Below are 17305 nucleotides of genomic sequence, written 5' to 3'. Positions count from 1 at the left end.
GCCAACTGCAAACGCGAATGGCTTTTCCGAAGCGAGCCCCGACTGGTGTTCGTCAGGCATAGCTGCTGCCTGTTCAGCGCTCGGATTCGTCAGTGCTCGAAGAATTTTCGGCGACGCTGCTCTGGCTATGGCGCGCCAGCAGCAGACCCAGGAAGCGACCGCTGTGGCTGCCAGGCACCACGGCAAGCTGTTCCGGGGTTCCGACCGCAAGGATGCGGCCGCCGCCGGCGCCACCTTCCGGGCCGAGGTCCACCAGCCAGTCGGCGGTCTTGATGACATCAAGATTATGTTCGATGACCACCACGGTGTTGCCGTGGTCAGCCAGGCGGTGCAGCACGGTCAGCAGCATTTCGATGTCCTGGAAATGCAGCCCGGTGGTCGGTTCGTCGAGAATGTACAGGGTTCTGCCGGTGTCGCGCTTCGACAGCTCGAGCGCCAGCTTGACGCGCTGCGCCTCACCACCCGAGAGCGTCGTGGCCGCCTGACCCAGGGTGATATAGCTGAGACCGACATCCACCAGGGTCTGCAGCTTGCGAGCCACCACCGGCACGGCATCGAAGAATTCGCGCGCGACCTCGACCGTCATCTGCAGGATTTCGTGGATGTTTCTGCCCTTGTACTGGACTTCCAGGGTCTCGCGGTTGTAACGCTTGCCGTGACAAACGTCGCAGGCGACGTAGATGTCGGGCAGGAAGTGCATCTCGACCTTGATCAAGCCATCTCCCTGGCAGGCCTCGCAGCGACCACCCTTGACGTTGAACGAGAAACGACCGGGGCCATAGCCACGTGCGCGGGCTTCCGGGACGCCCGCGAACAACTCGCGGATCGGCGTCAGCAGGCCGGTGTAGGTCGCGGGGTTGGAGCGCGGCGTGCGTCCGATCGGACTCTGATCGACGTTGATCACCTTGTCGAAATGATCAAGGCCGACGATCCGGTCGTGCTCCGCCGGCTCGGCCGACGATCCGTAGAGATGCCTGGCCGCGGCCGCGTACAGGGTGTCGTTGATCAGCGTCGATTTGCCTGAGCCAGAGACGCCAGTGATGCAGGTAAACAGGCCGACCGGGATGTCGACGCTGACGTTCGCAAGGTTGTTACCGCGCGCGCCGACGACCTGCAGCAGGCGTGCGGCATCCGGCTGGCGTCGCTTGCCGTGCATGCCGATGCGCCTTCGCCCGGCCAGGTAGTCGCCGGTCAGTGAGGCCGGATTGTCGATGATTGCCTGAGGTGCTCCTTCAGCGACGATATGGCCGCCATGCACGCCGGCACCAGGACCGATGTCGACCACGTAATCGGCGCTGCGGATGGCTTCCTCGTCGTGTTCGACGACGATCACCGTATTACCGATGTCTCTGAGTTGTTTGAGGGTCTTCAACAGCCGCTCGTTGTCGCGTTGATGCAGGCCGATCGAGGGTTCGTCGAGCACGTACATCACGCCGGTCAGCCCGGAACCGATCTGCGATGCCAGACGGATACGCTGCGCCTCGCCGCCGGAGAGCGTTTCTGCCGAGCGGTCGAGCGACAGGTAGTCGAGGCCAACGTTGATCAGGAACTGCAGGCGGTTGCCGATCTCCTTGAGTACCTTCTCGGCAACCTGCGCCTTGTTGCCGGGGAGTTGCAGCGCCAAAAAATAGTCACGCGCTTCACGCAGTGGCTGGCGGCTGATTTCGTGCAGGGTGCGCGCATTGTCCTTGCTGCCGACGCGCACGTTGCGTGCTTCTTCGCGCAGACGGCTGCCCTGGCAAGCCGGGCAGGTCTGGTTGCTGATCATTCGCGCCAGTTCCTCGCGAACGGCAAGCGAGTCGGTTTCCTTGTAGCGGCGCTCGAGATTGACGACGATTCCTTCGAAAGCGTGCTCGCGCAGGGTCACCTGAGCACGCTCGTTGACATAGTTGAACGGTACTTGCTCACGTCCGGAACCGTAGAGCAGGATCTGCCGGACGTTCTCCGGCAGTTCGCGAAACGGCGTGTCGACCGCGAAAGCATAGTGTGCGGCGAGCGAGCAGAGCATCTGGAAGTAGAAGGGATTTCGCCGGTCCCAGCCGCGGATCGCGCCGGCGGCCAGAGACAGTTCCGGTCGGGCCACGATGCGTTTTGGATCGAAGAACTGGATGACGCCGAGACCATCGCATTTCGGGCAGGCGCCCAGCGGGCTGTTGAACGAGAAAATCCGCGGTTCGAGTTCCGACAGCGAATACGAGCAGACCGGGCAGGCAAACCTGGCGGAAAAGAAATGCTCGCGCTCGCTGTCCATCTCGTAGGCAATGGCACGGCCATCGGCATGACGCAGTGCGGTTTCGAAAGATTCGGCGAGACGCTGGCGGATGTCTTCGCGAATCCTGAGCCGGTCAACGACCACGTCGACGCTGTGTTTGTGCGTCTTGGCGAGTCTGGGGACGGCATCGATTTCGTGAATCTGGCCGTCAACCCGCAGCCGGGCAAAACCCTGCGCCCGCAAGTCGGCAATCAGCTCAAGCTGCTCACCTTTGCGCTCGGCGACCACCGGCGCGAGGATCATCAGCCGGCTTCCCGCAGGCAGCGCCAGCACGTGATCGACCATTTGCGACACCGTCTGTGCTGCGAGCGGCTGCTGGTGTTCAGGGCAGTATGGCGTGCCGGCGCGGGCGAAGAGCAGACGCAGGTAATCGTGGATTTCGGTGACTGTGCCGACCGTCGAGCGCGGGTTGTGACTGGTCGCCTTCTGCTCGATCGAGATCGCCGGCGAGAGTCCCTCGATCAGATCGACATCGGGTTTCTCCATGCGTTGCAGAAACTGTCGCGCATAGGCCGACAAAGACTCGACATAGCGGCGCTGTCCTTCGGCGTACAGGGTATCGAAAGCCAGCGAAGACTTGCCTGAGCCTGAAAGACCGGTGATCACGATCAGCCGGTTGCGTGGCAGATCGAGGTTGATGTCCTTCAGGTTGTGCGTGCGCGCGCCGCGGATCCTGATCTCTCGCATCTCGTCCATGGATTGCTGACCTGAGGGCTGGGGCAAACCTGTTAATATACGCAATTCCGCAGTCCGGCAGCAAATTCCATGTCCACCTCCCATACCGACCGTATGAGCCGCCAGGAGAAATACGCCGGCATCAGCCTGGCGGCTGTTTTCGCCCTGCGCATGCTCGGCCTGTTCCTGATCCTGCCGGTGTTCTCGATTTATGCCAGGGAACTGCCTTCGGGGAATGACATGGCGCTGGTCGGTATCGCGCTCGGTGCCTATGGGCTGACCCAGGCCTGTCTGCAAATCGCCTACGGAGCCGCATCGGATCGTCTCGGGCGTAAACCGGTGATCGTCTTCGGGCTACTGCTTTTTGCCTTCGGCAGTTTCCTGGCCGCTGCTGCCGACGACATCGATATGATCATCGCCGGGCGTGTGCTGCAGGGCGCCGGAGCGATTTCGGCTGCGGTCACTGCCCTCGCCGCCGATCTCACCCGCGAGCAGCATCTCACCAAGGTGATGGCGATGATCGGCTCTTCGATCGGTCTGGTGTTCGCCATCTCGATGGTCGGCGCGCCGCTGCTCTACGTGCTGATCGGCATGCCCGGCATCTTTGCACTGACCGGGATTCTGGCGCTGCTGGCAGTGGTCGTCGTGCTCAGGGTGGTACCCGCTGCACCGATGGTGCCGCGGCAACCAGTGTGGCAGAGCTTTGTCGAAGTCCTGACCAATCGCCAGTTGCTACGTCTGAACTTCGGTGTCTTCGCGCTGCACATGATGCTCACTGCGATGTGGGTGCTGCTGCCGGCAGAGCTGATCAGTACGGGTGGTCTGCCGGTCTCCGAACACTGGAAGGTGTATCTGCCGGCGCTCTTGGTGTCGTTCGTGATCATGGTGCCGGCGATCATTCTCGCTGAGCGATATGCCCGCATGAAGCTGATCTTCAACGCTGCAATCGTGCTGCTGTTGGCGGTACAGGTGGGTTTCGGCCGGTTTGCCGGCGGACTGTACGGGCTGGCCTTCTGGCTGACGCTGTTCTTTGTCGCCTTCAATGTCCTCGAAGCCACGCAGCCTTCGCTGATTTCGCGGATTGCCCCGCCGCACGCCAAGGGCGCGGCACTCGGGGTGTACAACACCACGCAGGCCCTGGGCCTGTTTCTTGGTGGTGTCATCGGCGGCGTCCTGGCCAAGTATGCCGGCACCGGTGCCGTCTGGCTTGCTGGAGCGCTGCTGTCCGTGGTCTGGCTGCTGCTCGGACTGACCATGTCGATGCCGCCAACGCGCAGCCGGCCGGCACCGGTACCGGCATAAGCCCCTATAATCGCGCTGATCCGCTCCGCTTTTTTCGTCCATCGTACACCACATTCTGGGAGGCAACATGGCTTCGGTCAACAAAGTGATTCTCGTCGGCAATCTGGGTGCTGATCCGGAAACCCGCTATCTGCCCAGCGGCGACGCCGTCTGCAACATCCGGGTCGCAACCACCGATCGTATCCGCGACAAAACCTCGGGCGAATACAAGGAGAATACTGAGTGGCACCGCATCGTTTTTTTCGGCAAGCTCGCCGAAACTGCCGGTCAATATCTGAAGAAAGGCCGTCAGGTATATGTGGAGGGACGTATCCGGACCAACAAGTGGCAGGACAAGGAAGGTAACGAACGCTATACCACCGAGATCATCGGCAACGACATGAAAATGCTCGGCAGCCGCGAAGGCATGGGTTCGCCTTCCGCCAGCGACAGCGAATACGGAGGCAGCATGCCATCGGCGCCTGCCGCCGGTTCCGGACGCCAGGCGCCAACCCGGAAGACCCCGAGTTTTGAAGAGATGGATGACGACATCCCGTTCTAGGCCTGCCTAACGGTCATGGCTTTGTGAGACATCCCGGATGATGAAAGCCCTGACCGTTTCCCCTCGCTTGCAGGGCGCGTACCGGGTGGACCCAGGGCATGTCAGACGAAGCCGCTGTCCCTTTCCATCAGACCTTCGTCCTGCCTGCCCGCCTGCTCCAGGCTGGCGAGCAACTGCGCGCTGGTCGTGCGCAGCCTTTGCGAGAGCATCACCACCAGTGCCATCAGGATCTTCGCACCCAGAATGGGCTGTTCGAGAATGATGCGCGCAAGGCTCTCGCGCGTCAGCACACCGACCACCGTGCCGGCCTCAGCAATACAGGTCGCAGATCGCGGATTACCGTCGATCAAGGACATCTCGCCGAGCGTCTTGCCGTTGGTGACGACGGCAATCAGGCGCGGCGGATGGCTGCCAGCCTGCTTGAAGACCTCGATGCGCCCCTCGATCACGAACAGCATGAAGTCTCCCGCATCGCCCTCACGAAGCACTTCCTGGCCGGTCTGTGCCCGGTACACCTGCATGAATGGGCTGATCAGGCAGACCTCGGCGAGGCTGAGATCCTCAAACAGAGGTGAATAGGGAAGCAGGGCGTGCAACTGCCTGGCGAATGGCGTCGCATCGCCAAGGTATTCGAGTTGTGAGAAGCCTCGGTCCGCCAAAGGTTGCACGCGCGAATTACTCGACGGTGACCGACTTTGCCAGATTGCGCGGCTTGTCGACATCCGTCCCGCGCACCAGCGCGACGTGATAGGCGAGCAGTTGCAGCGGCACCACGTGCAGCAAGGCCGAGAGTGCGCCGTAGTGCTCGGGTAGCTGTAAGACATGAATTCCGTTCGACTCCTTCATCTGGCTATCGGCATCGGCAAACACATACAGTTCCCCACCACGCGCACGCACTTCCTGCAGATTGGACTTGAGTTTCTCCAGCAGGGCATCGTTGGGAGCAACGGCAATGACCGGCATGTCGCGATCGACGAGTGCCAGGGGGCCATGCTTGAGTTCGCCCGCCGGGTAGGCCTCGGCGTGTATATAGGAGATTTCCTTGAGCTTGAGCGCGCCCTCCATGGCAATCGGGTAATGCCGGCCACGCCCCAGGAACAGGGCGTGCTGTTTCATCGAGAAGCACTCGGCCCATTCACGAATCTGTGGCTCGAGTTCGAGAATCTTGGCCACCGCCATCGGCAGGTGCCGTACCGCATGCAATTCCGCGGCCTCTTCCTGCGCGTCAAGACGCTGGCGAACCTTGGCGAGCACCAGCGTCAACAGGTAGAGCGCGGCGAGTTGCGTGGTAAATGCCTTGGTCGAGGCAACGCCAATTTCCGGACCCGCGCGGGTAATGAAACGCAGGCGGTTCTCGCGTACCAGCGAAGACTCGGGGACGTTGCAGATACAAAGCGTGTGCTGCATGCCCAGCGCCTTGGCATGTTGCAGCGCAGCCAGGGTGTCCGCGGTTTCGCCTGATTGTGAGATGGTCACCACCAGGGTCCGCGGGTCGGGCACCGAGTCGCGATAGCGATACTCGCTGGCCACTTCAACCGAACACGGGATGCCGGCGATCGATTCGAGCCAGTAACGGGCAACCAGCCCTGCGTGATAGCTGGTTCCGCAGGCGATGATCAAGACCTGCCGGACTTCGCCAAGGATCGCTTCGCTTTCGGCGCCGAAGACCCGGGGCTGGATGCTGCGCGCCGCACCGAGCATTTCAAGCGTATTGGCCAGTGCGACCGGCTGCTCGAAGATCTCCTTCTGCATGTAGTGTCGGTAATTGCCCAGCTCGATCGCGTCTGCGGAGAGTTGCGATTCGCTCTCGGGACGTTGCACGGGTGTACCGTCTACCCGGGTGATACGGTAACTGCTGCGCATCAGCTCGGCACAGTCCCCGTTTTCCAGATAGACCATGCGGCGCGTGACTTGCACCAGCGCCGAGGCATCCGAGGCTGCGTAGCAGGCGTCATCGCTCAAACCCAGCAACAAGGGCGCGCCTTCGCGCGCGACCACCAGTCGGCTCGGGTCGGATGCACGCAGCACGGCAATCGCGTAGGCGCCCTGCAATTGCGCGATCGCCTGACGGACGGCACTCAGGAAGTCCGGGGTGGTCTTCAATTCATGAGCGATCAGGTGCGCCACGACCTCGGTATCGGTATCCGAAGTGAATTGGTAACCCAACGCCTTGAGGCGAGCGCGCAAAGATTCGTGGTTTTCGATGATCCCGTTGTGCACCACCGCCAGACCTGCGGAGATATGCGGGTGGGCGTTGCGCTCACAGGGAACGCCGTGCGTGGCCCAGCGCGTGTGCGCGATACCGGTATCGCCGGCAGCATGCGACTCATCCACCTGCGCGGTCAGTTCGGCGACGCGGCCGACCGAGCGCAGCCGGTGCAGACCGCTGGCGCCGATCAGGGCGAGACCGGCCGAATCGTAGCCACGATATTCGAGCTTGCGCAGACCTTCGAGAAGAACAGGGACGATATTGCGGTCGGCGACCGCAGCAACGATGCCACACATGGTCAGATCACTTCTTCTGTGGCCGTTTCCAGCCGGGGATGGAAATCTGCCGGGCACGCGCGATGGTCAGCGTGTCTGGCGGAGCGTCCTTGGTTAGCGTCGTCCCGGCACCCAGTGTGGCGCCACGACCCACCGTGACCGGTGCGACCAACTGCGTATCGGAGCCGATAAACGCATCGTCCTCGATGATGGTCTTGAACTTGTTGGCGCCATCATAGTTGCAGGTAATCGTTCCGGCACCAATGTTGACCCGACTGCCGACGACCGCGTCGCCGACATAGGCCAGGTGATTGGCTTTCGAAAGCGCGGCGAACTTGCTGTTCTTGATTTCGACAAAGTTGCCGACATGGACGCCGGCGGCGAGTTCAGTCCCCGGACGCAAGCGGGCGAAGGGGCCGATCACGCCATCCGGCCCGACCATCGCGTCTTCAATGTGACTGAAAGCGGCGAGACGGGAACCTGCGCCGATACGGGCATTCTTCAGCACACAGGCAGGCCCGACCTCGACGGCTTCTTCGAGAACCACCCGTCCCTCGAAAACGCAGTTCACGTCGATGAATACATCGCGCCCACAAAGCAGTTCGCCACGCACGTCGATGCGTGCCGGGTCAGCGAGGCGAACGCCCTGCTCCATCAGTCGTTCGGCGGTTCGCAGTTGGGCGACCCGCTCGAGCCGGGCAAGTTGCCCCTTGCTATTGACCCCCAGCACTTCCGATTCGCTCTGTGCTTGCGTCGTACGGATCGGCACGCCTGCAGCAACCGCCATCCCGACGATGTCCGTCAGGTAGTACTCCTGCTGCGCGTTGTCGTTCGAAAGCCGGCCGAGCCAGTCGGACAGATGCGCCGTCGGCAGCGCGACGATGCCGGTATTCACTTCACGAATCGCTCGCTCCGCGGCCGAGGCGTCGTTCTGCTCGACGATGCGCACCACCTCGCCGGCGGCATTGCGGACGATTCGACCATAACCGTCGGGATCGGCAAGTTCGACGGTCAGAATGGCCAGTGCGTCACGTGCGGCATGCACCAACTGCTTCAGCGTTCCCGCCTGAAGCAGGGGCACGTCGCCGTAGAGCACCAGCGTGGTCCCGGCGGCGTCGAGATGCGGCAGGACTTGCATGACGGCATGGCCGGTCCCGAGTTGCGGCTCCTGCAGAACCCAGAGCAGGTCCGGGGCATCGATGGTCGTCCGCACGGCCTCACCGCCGTGTCCATAGACGACACAGAGGCGCTGCGGCACGAGGCTGCGGGCGGTATCCAGCACGTGCGCGAGCAGCGCCTTGCCGGCCAGTGGATGCAGCACCTTGGGCAGATTCGAATGCATGCGCTTGCCTTGCCCGGCGGCGAGAATGACGATATTCATGAGATCGAACTCGGTAGAACGCTATGTTTGGAGTCTCTCCTGTTGCCTGCCCTCTGCCGGCAACAGCATACCGGCGGCCTGGCCTGGAGGCGATCGGCGTCGCTACAGGCGCCAATCATCTTGCAACGTATTATTTCAGGTCCGGCCGTGAAAAACTCACAACAATGTCACGCTTGGCTGTTGTTCTTGACCTGAAAAAAAACCGCCATTGCCGCGCAAGCAGCAATGGCGGTGCGAATGTGCAAAATGTATTCGTCACAGAAAGGATTCATGGGGTTTAGCGCGGCAGATCGGAACGGCCCATCAGGAAAGCATCCACTTCACGCGCGCATTGCCGACCTTCGCGAATCGCCCAGACGACGAGCGACTGGCCGCGCCGCATATCGCCGGCGGCAAACACTTTTGCGACACTGGTGGCGTAACAGCCTTCGCCATCGGTCGTCGCCTTGACGTTGCCGCGAGCGTCGAGTTCAAGCGCCAGTTGCTCCAGCAGACCTTGCCTGACCGGCGAGACAAAACCCATGGCCAGCAATACCAGGTCGGCCGCGATCTCGGTTTCGCTACCGGAGACTTCCTGCATGCGGCCTTCGCTCCAGTCGACGCGAACCAGCTTGAGGGCTTTCACCTTGCCGTTCTCACCGATGAACTCCTTGGTGGAGACGGCAAAATCGCGCGCACAACCTTCTTCGTGCGAAGAAGAGGTCCGCAGCTTGAGCGGCCAATACGGCCAGGTCAGACTCTTGTTCTCCTGCTCCGGTGGTTGTGGCATCACCTCGAACTGAGTGACCGACAGCGCGCCGTGCCGGTTGCTGGTACCGACACAGTCGGAACCTGTATCGCCACCGCCGATCACGACCACCCGCTTGCCGGTTGCGAGAATCTGCGCGGGCACTTGGTCGCCAGCGTTGACCCGGTTCTGTTGCGGCAGGAACTCCATCGCGAAATGCACGCCGTCAAGCTCGCGACCGGGAACGCTCAGGTCGCGCGGCGACTCGGCGCCACCGGCGACGATGAGTGCGTCAAAGTCCGCCAGCAACTGCGCTGCCGGCACCGCGTTGGCGTCACTTCCGCCAATCTCCTGGCCGACACGAAACTCGACACCCTCGGCCTGCATCTGCTCGATGCGGCGATCGATATGCGACTTTTCGAATTTGAAGTCAGGAATTCCGTAGCGCATCAAGCCACCCAGACGATCGTTCTTTTCAAATACGACCACTGCGTGCCCGACGCGCGCCAGCTGCTGGGCAGCGGCCAGGCCGGCCGGGCCGGAACCGATGATGGCCACTTTCCTGCCGGTTTTGACTTTTGGCGGTTGCGGAACGATCCAGCCTTTTTCCCAACCTTTATCGACAATCGCGTGTTCGATCGACTTGATGCCGACCGGGTCGGTATTGATATTGAGCGTACACGCGGCTTCGCACGGTGCTGGACAGATGCGGCCGGTGAAATCCGGAAAATTGTTGGTCGAGTGCAGCACCGTCAGCGCCTGCTCCCAGTGGCCGCGGTAAACCAGATCATTCCAGTCGGGAATGATGTTATTGACCGGGCAGCCGGTGTTGCAGAACGGGATCCCGCAATCCATGCAGCGGGCGCCCTGCAGCTTCGCCTGCTCGTCGGTCAGGGTCATGATGAACTCGCGGTAATGCTTCAGACGCGATGCAGCGGGCTCGCTGACCTCCGCGAGACGTTGATACTCGATGAATCCAGTCGGCTTACCCATGCTTACGCTGCCTCCAGTTGCTTTTGCGCCGCCGCCAGTTCGCTGAGTACCCGACGGTACTCATGTGGCATGATTTTCACGAAGCGTCTGCGACACCGCTCCCAGTCATTGAGCAAGCGCAGCGCCTGCCGGCTGCCGGTATACCGATAGTGTTTGTCGATCAGTCCCTTGAGCAGCACTTCGTCGATCACACCGAGATGGCGCACATCCACTTTGCCGTGACCCTCGAGATCATCACCGGCGTCACTGCCCTGGCGAGCCACCAGTTCCTCCTCGACCGGCTCCAGCGATACCTGCGCCATATTGCAGCGCGACTCGAAGCTGCCTTCTTCGTCAAGCACGTAAGCCACGCCACCGGACATGCCCGCCGCAAAGTTGCGGCCGGTCATGCCGAGGACGACGACGGTACCGCCGGTCATGTACTCGCAGCCATGGTCTCCGACTCCCTCGACGACGGCGGTAGCCCCCGAGTTGCGAACGGCAAAGCGCTCGCCGGCGACGCCGGCGAAGAAAGCCTCGCCCTCGGTTGCGCCATAAAGGACGGTATTGCCGACTATGATGTTGTTCATCGTTTCCCCGCGGAAGCCGGCACTCGGTCGGACGATGATCCGACCGCCCGACAAACCTTTGCCTACATAGTCGTTGGCTTCGCCGATCAGGTCCAGGGTCACTCCGCGCGCCAGAAAAGCGCCAAAGGTCTGCCCTGCCGTGCCGGTGAAATGAATGTCGATGGTGCTGTCGGGTAGTCCGGCGTGCCCGTAGATCTCCGCCACCCGACCGGAAAGCATCGCCCCGACCGTGCGGTTGATGTTGCGCAACGGCAGGTCGATGCTGACCTTCTCGCCGCCATCGAGCGCCGGTCTGGCAAGTTCGATGAGCTGATTGTCGATCGCCCTGGCGAGACCGTGATCCTGTTGTTCACAGTGAAAAACCGGCGTGCCGACCTTGTTTTCCGGGCGGTGGAAGATGCGGCTGTAGTCTAGTCCCTGCGCCTTCCAGTGACTGATCCCCTTTTGCATGTCGAGCAGATCACTGCGGCCGATCAACTCGTTGAAACTGCGAATGCCGAGTTGTGCCATCAGTTCACGCACTTCCTCGGCGACGAAGAAGAAGTAATTGACGACATGTTCGGGCTGTCCGGAAAAGCGGCGGCGCAGTACAGGATCCTGCGTGGCCACGCCCACCGGACAGGTGTTGAGGTGACACTTGCGCATCATGATGCAGCCTTCGACGACGAGCGGCGCCGTTGCGAAACCAAATTCGTCGGCGCCGAGCAGTGCACCGATCAGGACATCGCGGCCGGTTTTCATCTGTCCGTCCACCTGCACCCGCACTCGCCCGCGCAAGCGGTTGAGCACCAGCGTCTGCTGAGTCTCGGCAAGACCCAGTTCCCATGGCGAACCTGCGTGCTTGATCGACGACTGCGGGCTGGCGCCCGTGCCGCCGTCATGGCCGGCGATCACCAGATGGTCGGCCTTGGCCTTGGTGACGCCAGCCGCGACCGTACCGACACCGATTTCGGAGACCAGTTTGACGCTGATCGAAGCCCTGGGGTTGGTGTTCTTCAGATCGTGAATGAGTTGCGCCAAGTCTTCGATCGAGTAGATGTCGTGATGCGGTGGCGGCGAAATGAGTCCGACACCGGGCACCGAGTGGCGGAGGTAGCCGATGTATTCGGACACCTTGTGACCTGGCAGCTGCCCTCCTTCACCCGGCTTGGCTCCCTGCGCCATCTTGATCTGGATCTGGTCGGCGTTGACCAGATATTCGGCAGTCACCCCGAAACGCCCGGAAGCAACCTGTTTGATCGCCGAGCGCAGGCTGTCGCCAGGCTGCAACTGATAGTCGCGTTCGATGCGCGACCTGCCGACCACGTCGGAAACCTTTTCGTTGCCTTTGAGCACCTTGAAGCGTGCCGGATCCTCGCCTCCCTCGCCGGTGTTCGACTTGCCGCCGAGACGGTTCATGGCGATTGCCAGGGTGCTGTGGGCCTCGGTCGAAATCGACCCGAGCGACATCGCGCCGGTGGCAAAACGCTTGACGATTTCCTTGACCGGCTCGACTTCATCGAGCGGCACCGGCGCACCGGCTGGCTTCAACTCGAACAGTCCACGCAGCGTCATGTGGCGCCGTGTCTGGTCATTGATCAGTTGTGCGTATTCCCTGTAGGTCTCGTACCTGCCTGTACGCGTGGCATGTTGCAGCTTGGCGATCGCATCCGGGGTCCACATGTGCTCTTCGCCGCGCACGCGGTACGCGTATTCGCCACCGGCGTCAAGCATGGTCGCCAACACCGGGTCGTCACCGAAGGCTTGCTTGTGCAGGCGAATCGCCTCCTCCATGACTTCGAAGACACCGATCCCTTCCACCTGCGTCGACGTGCCGGTGAAATACTTGTCGACCATCTTCTTCTGCAGACCGATGGCTTCGAAGATCTGTGCCCCGGTATAGGACATATAGGTCGAGATGCCCATCTTGGACATGACCTTGAGCAGGCCCTTGCCGACACCCTTGATGAAGTGCTTGATCGCCTTGTCGCCTTTCTCGGCATCGCCGCCGGCGATCTGCTGCAGGGTTTCCAGTGCCAGATAGGGATGCACCGCTTCCGCCCCGTACCCGGCAAGCAAGGCAAAATGATGCGTCTCGCGCGCAGCACCGGTTTCGACCACCAGGCCGACCCGGGTACGCAGCCCTTTGGTCACCAGATGGTGATGCACCGCCGAAGTCGCCAGCAGCGCCGGGATTGCAACATGCGTCGCGTCGATCCGGCGATCCGAGACGATGAGGATGCTCGATCCCTTGTGTACATGATCCTCGGCTTCGGCGCACAGCGACGCCAGCCGGGCCTCGACACCTTCGTTACCCCAGGCCAGCGGATAGCAGATGTCGAGCTCGGCGGAGTGGAACTTGTTGCCGGTGTAGGTCGCAATACGGCGCAATTTTGCCATGTTGTCGAAATCGAGAACCGGCTGCGCGACTTCGAGACGATACGGCGGGTTGATTTCGTTGATCCCGAGCAGGTTCGGCTTGGGGCCGATGAAGGACACCAGCGACATCACCAGCTGCTCACGGATCGGGTCGATCGGTGGATTGGTGACCTGCGCGAAGAGCTGCCGAAAATAGTTGAACAGTGGCTTGCTGCGGTTCGACAGAACGGCCAGCGGTGAATCGTTGCCCATCGAGCCGGTGGCCTCCTCCCCCGAGGTGGCCATCGGTTCGAGAATGAACTTGAGGTCTTCCTGGCTATAACCGAAGGCCTGCTGCAGGTCGAGCAGCGGCGCCGAGGCCCTGTTCATCGCGACGTTCTTCGGCACGGGCAGGTCGTCGAGCTTGATGTTGATGCGGCTCAGCCAATCCTGATAAGGCTTCGTCCGCGCCAGGGTATCCTTGAGTTCCGCATCGTCGATGATGCGTCCCTGATCGAGGTCGATGAGAAACATCTTGCCCGGTTGCAGGCGCCACTTCTTGACGATCCGCTCCTCGGCAATCGGCAGCACGCCGGCCTCCGATGCCATCACCACCAGATCGTCGTCGGTGACCAGGTAGCGCGCCGGACGCAGGCCGTTACGGTCGAGGGTGGCGCCGATCTGACGCCCATCGGTGAAGGCCACGGCTGCCGGACCATCCCAGGGCTCGATCATCGCCGCATGGTACTTGTAGAAAGCGCTTCGCTTCTCGTCCATCAGCGTGTGCGACTCCCAGGCCTCGGGAATCAACATCATCATTGCGTGCGCGAGCGAGTAACCGCCCATCACCAACAACTCCAGCGCGTTGTCGAAGGAAGCGGAATCGGACTGACCCGGATAGATCAGCGGCCACAGCTTCTCCAGGTCGGCGCCGAGCAGCGGCGACGAGGTGCCCTTCTCACGTGCGCGCATCCAATTGTAGTTGCCGCGTACGGTGTTGATTTCGCCGTTATGTGCGATCATCCGGAACGGATGCGCGAGTTGCCAGGTCGGGAAGGTATTTGTCGAGAAACGCTGGTGGGCCAGCGCCATCGCCGAGATGCAACGCGGATCCTTGAGGTCGGTGTAGTACTCGCCGACCTGATCAGCGAGCAGCAAACCCTTGTAGACAATCGTCCGCGCCGACATCGACGGCTGGTAGAACTCCTTGCTGTGCTTCAGCCCGAGCGCCTGAATGGCGTTGGCCGCGCTGCGGCGGATCACGTAGAGCTTGCGCTCGAGAGCATCGGTGACCATGACGTCCGGCCCGCGACCGATGAAGATCTGGCGAATCACCGGTTCCCTGGCACGCACCGTCGGCGACATCGGCAAGGCGTGGTCAATCGGCACATCGCGCCAACCGAGAACGACCTGATGCTCCGAACGTACGGCACGCTCGATTTCTTCCTGACACGCCAGGCGCGAAGCGGACTCCTTGGGCAGAAACACCATCCCCACCCCATAGTCACCGGGCTGCGGCAGCGAAATGCCCTGCCTGGCCATCTCCTCGCGAAAAAAGCCATCCGGAATCTGGATCAGGATCCCGGCACCATCACCCATCAGCGGGTCGGCGCCAACTGCGCCGCGGTGATCCAGATTCTTCAGGATCAACAGGCCCTGCTCGATGATCGAGTGACTCTTCTTGCCCCGGATGTGCGCTACAAAACCGACTCCACAGGCGTCGTGCTCGTTGGCCGGGTCGTAAAGCCCCTGCCCTTCAGGTATGGCCGCATTCATCACACTCGAATCCTCACAAAACAAAAACAGTACCCGGGCAGCTCTGACTGAAACGTCACGGTGTCGGGCGCAAAGCCGATCGACCGAGCCACTCGCGGGGACTGGCGACTATACCCTGAATACTCCGGCCATTCAAGATGTTGCGTCGCACCAAGAGTGTGCACGAAATCGTCGCTCTGGCACCGAAAAGAGGCGCCCGATGCTCTTGCACGGCTTCCTGGAAGCTCAGCAGTGCAAGGCAATCCGAAAGCAAAATTCGTACCTGATAACCGGCCATCGCCACGACAACGCCCCACCTGCACTGCGCACGGGTTTCTCGTTCGATGCCGGCAAGACGGAATGATCCGGCCAGAAAACAAGGCCGCGCATCTGTCGGTACGCCGTGATTGCTTGCGCCAACACATGCACTGCGTTATTCGACGTGCTGGTCATGGTAAAGTCCGCACCGGACTTGTGCTAAGCTCAGACCGGCGCGCCGGGTCGGCTGCGCCACAAGCAGGGGGAAGATCGCCCGGCAGCGATTGCCGGATGGGGGCTCTCCCACCGCTTTGAACATCCGGACTCGATATTTTTGGGGGACGCTGGTTTCGCGCCCTGCGGACCGGCTTTTTGAACACTGGCACTACAAATGATGGAGGAATGAATGCCGCTCACAATCGGAGTTCCCAGAGAGACTGCTGCAGAAGAAAAACGGGTTGCGACCGTACCCGAGGTCGTTGAAAAACTGATCAAGCTGGGATTCGCCGTGCAGGTCGAATCCGGCGCCGGCGATGCCGCGAACATCTCGGACGACGCGTACAAGGCTGCCGGCGCTGCGATCGCCGAAGGAGCGGCCAACCTTTGGTCGTCGTCGGACATCATCTTCAAGGTACGTGGGCCGTCAGCAGCAGAAGTCGGCCTGATGCGCGAGGGGAGCACGCTGGTCAGCTTCATCTGGCCGGCCCAGAACCCCGAGCTTCTGCAGCAACTCGCTGCGCGCAAGGCGACCGTGCTGGCCATCGACTCGCTGCCGCGCACGCTCTCGCGCGCCCAGAAGATGGACGCGCTGACCTCCCAGGCTGGCGTTGCTGGCTACCGCGCCGTCATCGAGGCCGCCAACGCCTTCGGTCGCTTTTTCAACGGCCAGATCACGGCGGCTGGCAAGGTTCCGCCGGCCAAGGTCTTCATTGCTGGCGCTGGCGTCGCCGGCCTGGCGGCGATTGGCACTGCCGCCAACCTCGGCGCGATCGTTCGCGCCAACGACACGCGTGCCGAAGTGGCCGATCAGGTCGCGTCGCTGGGCGGTGAATTCGTCAAGGTTGATTACGAGGAAGAAGGTTCCGGCGGCGGCGGTTACGCGAAGGTGATGAGCGAGGGCTTCCAGAAAGCCCAGCGCGAGATGTACGCCAAGCAAGCCCGGGAGGTGGACATCATCATCACCACCGCGCTGATTCCCGGCAAGCCGGCGCCCAGGCTGATCACCGCCGAGATGGTGCGCTCAATGAAAGCGGGCAGCGTAATCGTCGACATGGCTGCCGAACAGGGCGGCAACTGCGAGCTGACCGAGCCCGGCCGGGCGGTGGTGAAGCACGACGTCACCATCATCGGCTACACCGACCTGGTCAGCCGCCTGGCTCGGCAGTCTTCGACGCTGTACAGCACCAACCTGTTCCGCCTCGCCGAGGAACTGTGCAAGACCAAGGACGGCATCATCGACGTCAACATGGAAGACGAAGCCATCCGCGGCCTGACTGTAATCAAGGAAGGCAATGTCACTTGGCCGCCCCCGGCACCAAAGCCATCGGCAGCGCCAGTTGCGCCAGCGGCGGCGGCCCAGCCGGTGGTTGCCGCGAAAAAATCGCATGGTCATGGCAAGGGCAGCGCTCCGGCTTCCGGCACCGCCGTGGCCATGCTCTTTGCCGCCGCCGCAGTAATCTTCTGGTTCATCGGGGCGGGCGCGCCTGCGGCCTTCCTCGGTCACTTCACGGTTTTCGTGCTGGCCTGTTTCGTCGGCTATATGGTGGTCTGGAATGTCACACCGGCCTTGCACACGCCGTTGATGAGCGTCACCAACGCGATCAGCAGCATCATCGCCATCGGTGCCCTGGTGCAGATCGCGCCGCCACTCGACATCGGGCTCAGTCGTCCGGACGACTGGATTCGCTGGCTGGCAGTCGGTGCCATCGTACTGGCGACGATCAACATGTTCGGTGGTTTCGCCGTAACCCAGCGCATGCTGGCTATGTTCCGCAAATAGGAGTTGATGAAC

General features: G+C 61.8%; 9 protein-coding genes. 3 read left to right on the top strand and 6 right to left on the bottom strand.

Going from position 1 to position 17305, the window contains the following annotated elements:
* Positions 1–73: 73 nt before the first annotated feature.
* Positions 74–2959 (bottom strand): excinuclease ABC subunit UvrA, encoded by a 2886-nt coding sequence (gene uvrA, locus V5B59_RS19485; protein WP_169069738.1) that lies wholly within the window; start codon positions 2957–2959, stop codon positions 74–76.
* A gap of 78 nt (positions 2960–3037) precedes the next feature.
* On the opposite strand from uvrA, the gene V5B59_RS19480 reads away from it, so the two are divergent.
* Both V5B59_RS19480 and ssb read left to right on the top strand, forming a co-directional pair.
* The gene (locus tag V5B59_RS19480) at positions 3038–4249 is read left to right on the top strand and encodes an MFS transporter (protein ID WP_248594722.1); all 1212 of its coding nucleotides are present in this window, start codon (positions 3038–3040) and stop codon (positions 4247–4249) included.
* A gap of 67 nt (positions 4250–4316) precedes the next feature.
* Positions 4317–4790: a single-stranded DNA-binding protein gene (gene ssb, locus V5B59_RS19475; RefSeq protein WP_034917317.1), complete on the top strand. Its 474-nt coding sequence runs from the start codon at positions 4317–4319 to the stop codon at positions 4788–4790.
* A 101-nt stretch (positions 4791–4891) separates the two neighbouring features.
* Here the strand turns inward: ssb and V5B59_RS19470 are convergent, their stop codons facing one another.
* The 5 genes from V5B59_RS19470 to V5B59_RS19450 all read right to left on the bottom strand — a co-directional run bounded on the left by V5B59_RS19470 (position 4892) and on the right by V5B59_RS19450 (position 15057).
* Complete coding sequence (locus V5B59_RS19470) at positions 4892–5458, bottom strand: cyclic nucleotide-binding domain-containing protein (protein ID WP_169069652.1); 567 nt, start codon at positions 5456–5458, stop codon at positions 4892–4894.
* A 7-nt stretch (positions 5459–5465) separates the two neighbouring features.
* A complete protein-coding gene (gene glmS / locus V5B59_RS19465; protein ID WP_169069653.1) occupies positions 5466–7295 on the bottom strand; it encodes a glutamine--fructose-6-phosphate transaminase (isomerizing) in 1830 nt (609 codons plus the stop codon).
* Positions 7296–7302: 7 nt separating this feature from the next.
* Complete coding sequence (gene glmU, locus V5B59_RS19460) at positions 7303–8655, bottom strand: bifunctional UDP-N-acetylglucosamine diphosphorylase/glucosamine-1-phosphate N-acetyltransferase GlmU (protein WP_034917322.1); 1353 nt, start codon at positions 8653–8655, stop codon at positions 7303–7305.
* Between the two features lie 277 nt (positions 8656–8932).
* Positions 8933–10375, bottom strand: coding sequence for a glutamate synthase subunit beta (locus tag V5B59_RS19455; protein WP_034917326.1), 1443 nt, complete (start codon positions 10373–10375; stop codon positions 8933–8935).
* Between the two features lie 2 nt (positions 10376–10377).
* Positions 10378–15057: a glutamate synthase-related protein gene (locus tag V5B59_RS19450; protein WP_332352242.1), complete on the bottom strand. Its 4680-nt coding sequence runs from the start codon at positions 15055–15057 to the stop codon at positions 10378–10380.
* A gap of 643 nt (positions 15058–15700) precedes the next feature.
* Between V5B59_RS19450 and V5B59_RS19445 the strand changes: the two genes are divergently transcribed.
* On the top strand, positions 15701–17293 hold the full coding sequence (locus V5B59_RS19445; protein ID WP_169069654.1) for a Re/Si-specific NAD(P)(+) transhydrogenase subunit alpha: 1593 nt from the start codon (positions 15701–15703) through the stop codon (positions 17291–17293).
* Positions 17294–17305: the final 12 nt, after the last annotated feature.

It is taken from the genome of Candidatus Accumulibacter contiguus, assembly GCF_036625285.1.
Classification (GTDB): Bacteria; Pseudomonadota; Gammaproteobacteria; order Burkholderiales; family Rhodocyclaceae; genus Accumulibacter; species Accumulibacter contiguus.
This window is presented reverse-complemented; position numbering and strand designations above follow the sequence as displayed.

What these genes read in the sequence shown, in the direction of transcription:
- uvrA (WP_169069738.1), bottom strand. Translation starts at nt 2,959, where the DNA reads ATGCGAGAGATCAGGATCCGCGGCGCGCGCACGCACAACCTGAAGGAC.
- V5B59_RS19480 (WP_248594722.1), top strand. Translation starts at nt 3,038, where the DNA reads ATGTCCACCTCCCATACCGACCGTATGAGCCGCCAGGAGAAATACGCC.
- ssb (WP_034917317.1), top strand. Translation starts at nt 4,317, where the DNA reads ATGGCTTCGGTCAACAAAGTGATTCTCGTCGGCAATCTGGGTGCTGAT.
- glmS (WP_169069653.1), bottom strand. Translation starts at nt 7,295, where the DNA reads ATGTGTGGCATCGTTGCTGCGGTCGCCGACCGCAATATCGTCCCTGTT.
- glmU (WP_034917322.1), bottom strand. Translation starts at nt 8,655, where the DNA reads ATGAATATCGTCATTCTCGCCGCCGGGCAAGGCAAGCGCATGCATTCG.
- V5B59_RS19455 (WP_034917326.1), bottom strand. Translation starts at nt 10,375, where the DNA reads ATGGGTAAGCCGACTGGATTCATCGAGTATCAACGTCTCGCGGAGGTC.
- V5B59_RS19450 (WP_332352242.1), bottom strand. Translation starts at nt 15,057, where the DNA reads ATGAATGCGGCCATACCTGAAGGGCAGGGGCTTTACGACCCGGCCAAC.
- V5B59_RS19445 (WP_169069654.1), top strand. Translation starts at nt 15,701, where the DNA reads ATGCCGCTCACAATCGGAGTTCCCAGAGAGACTGCTGCAGAAGAAAAA.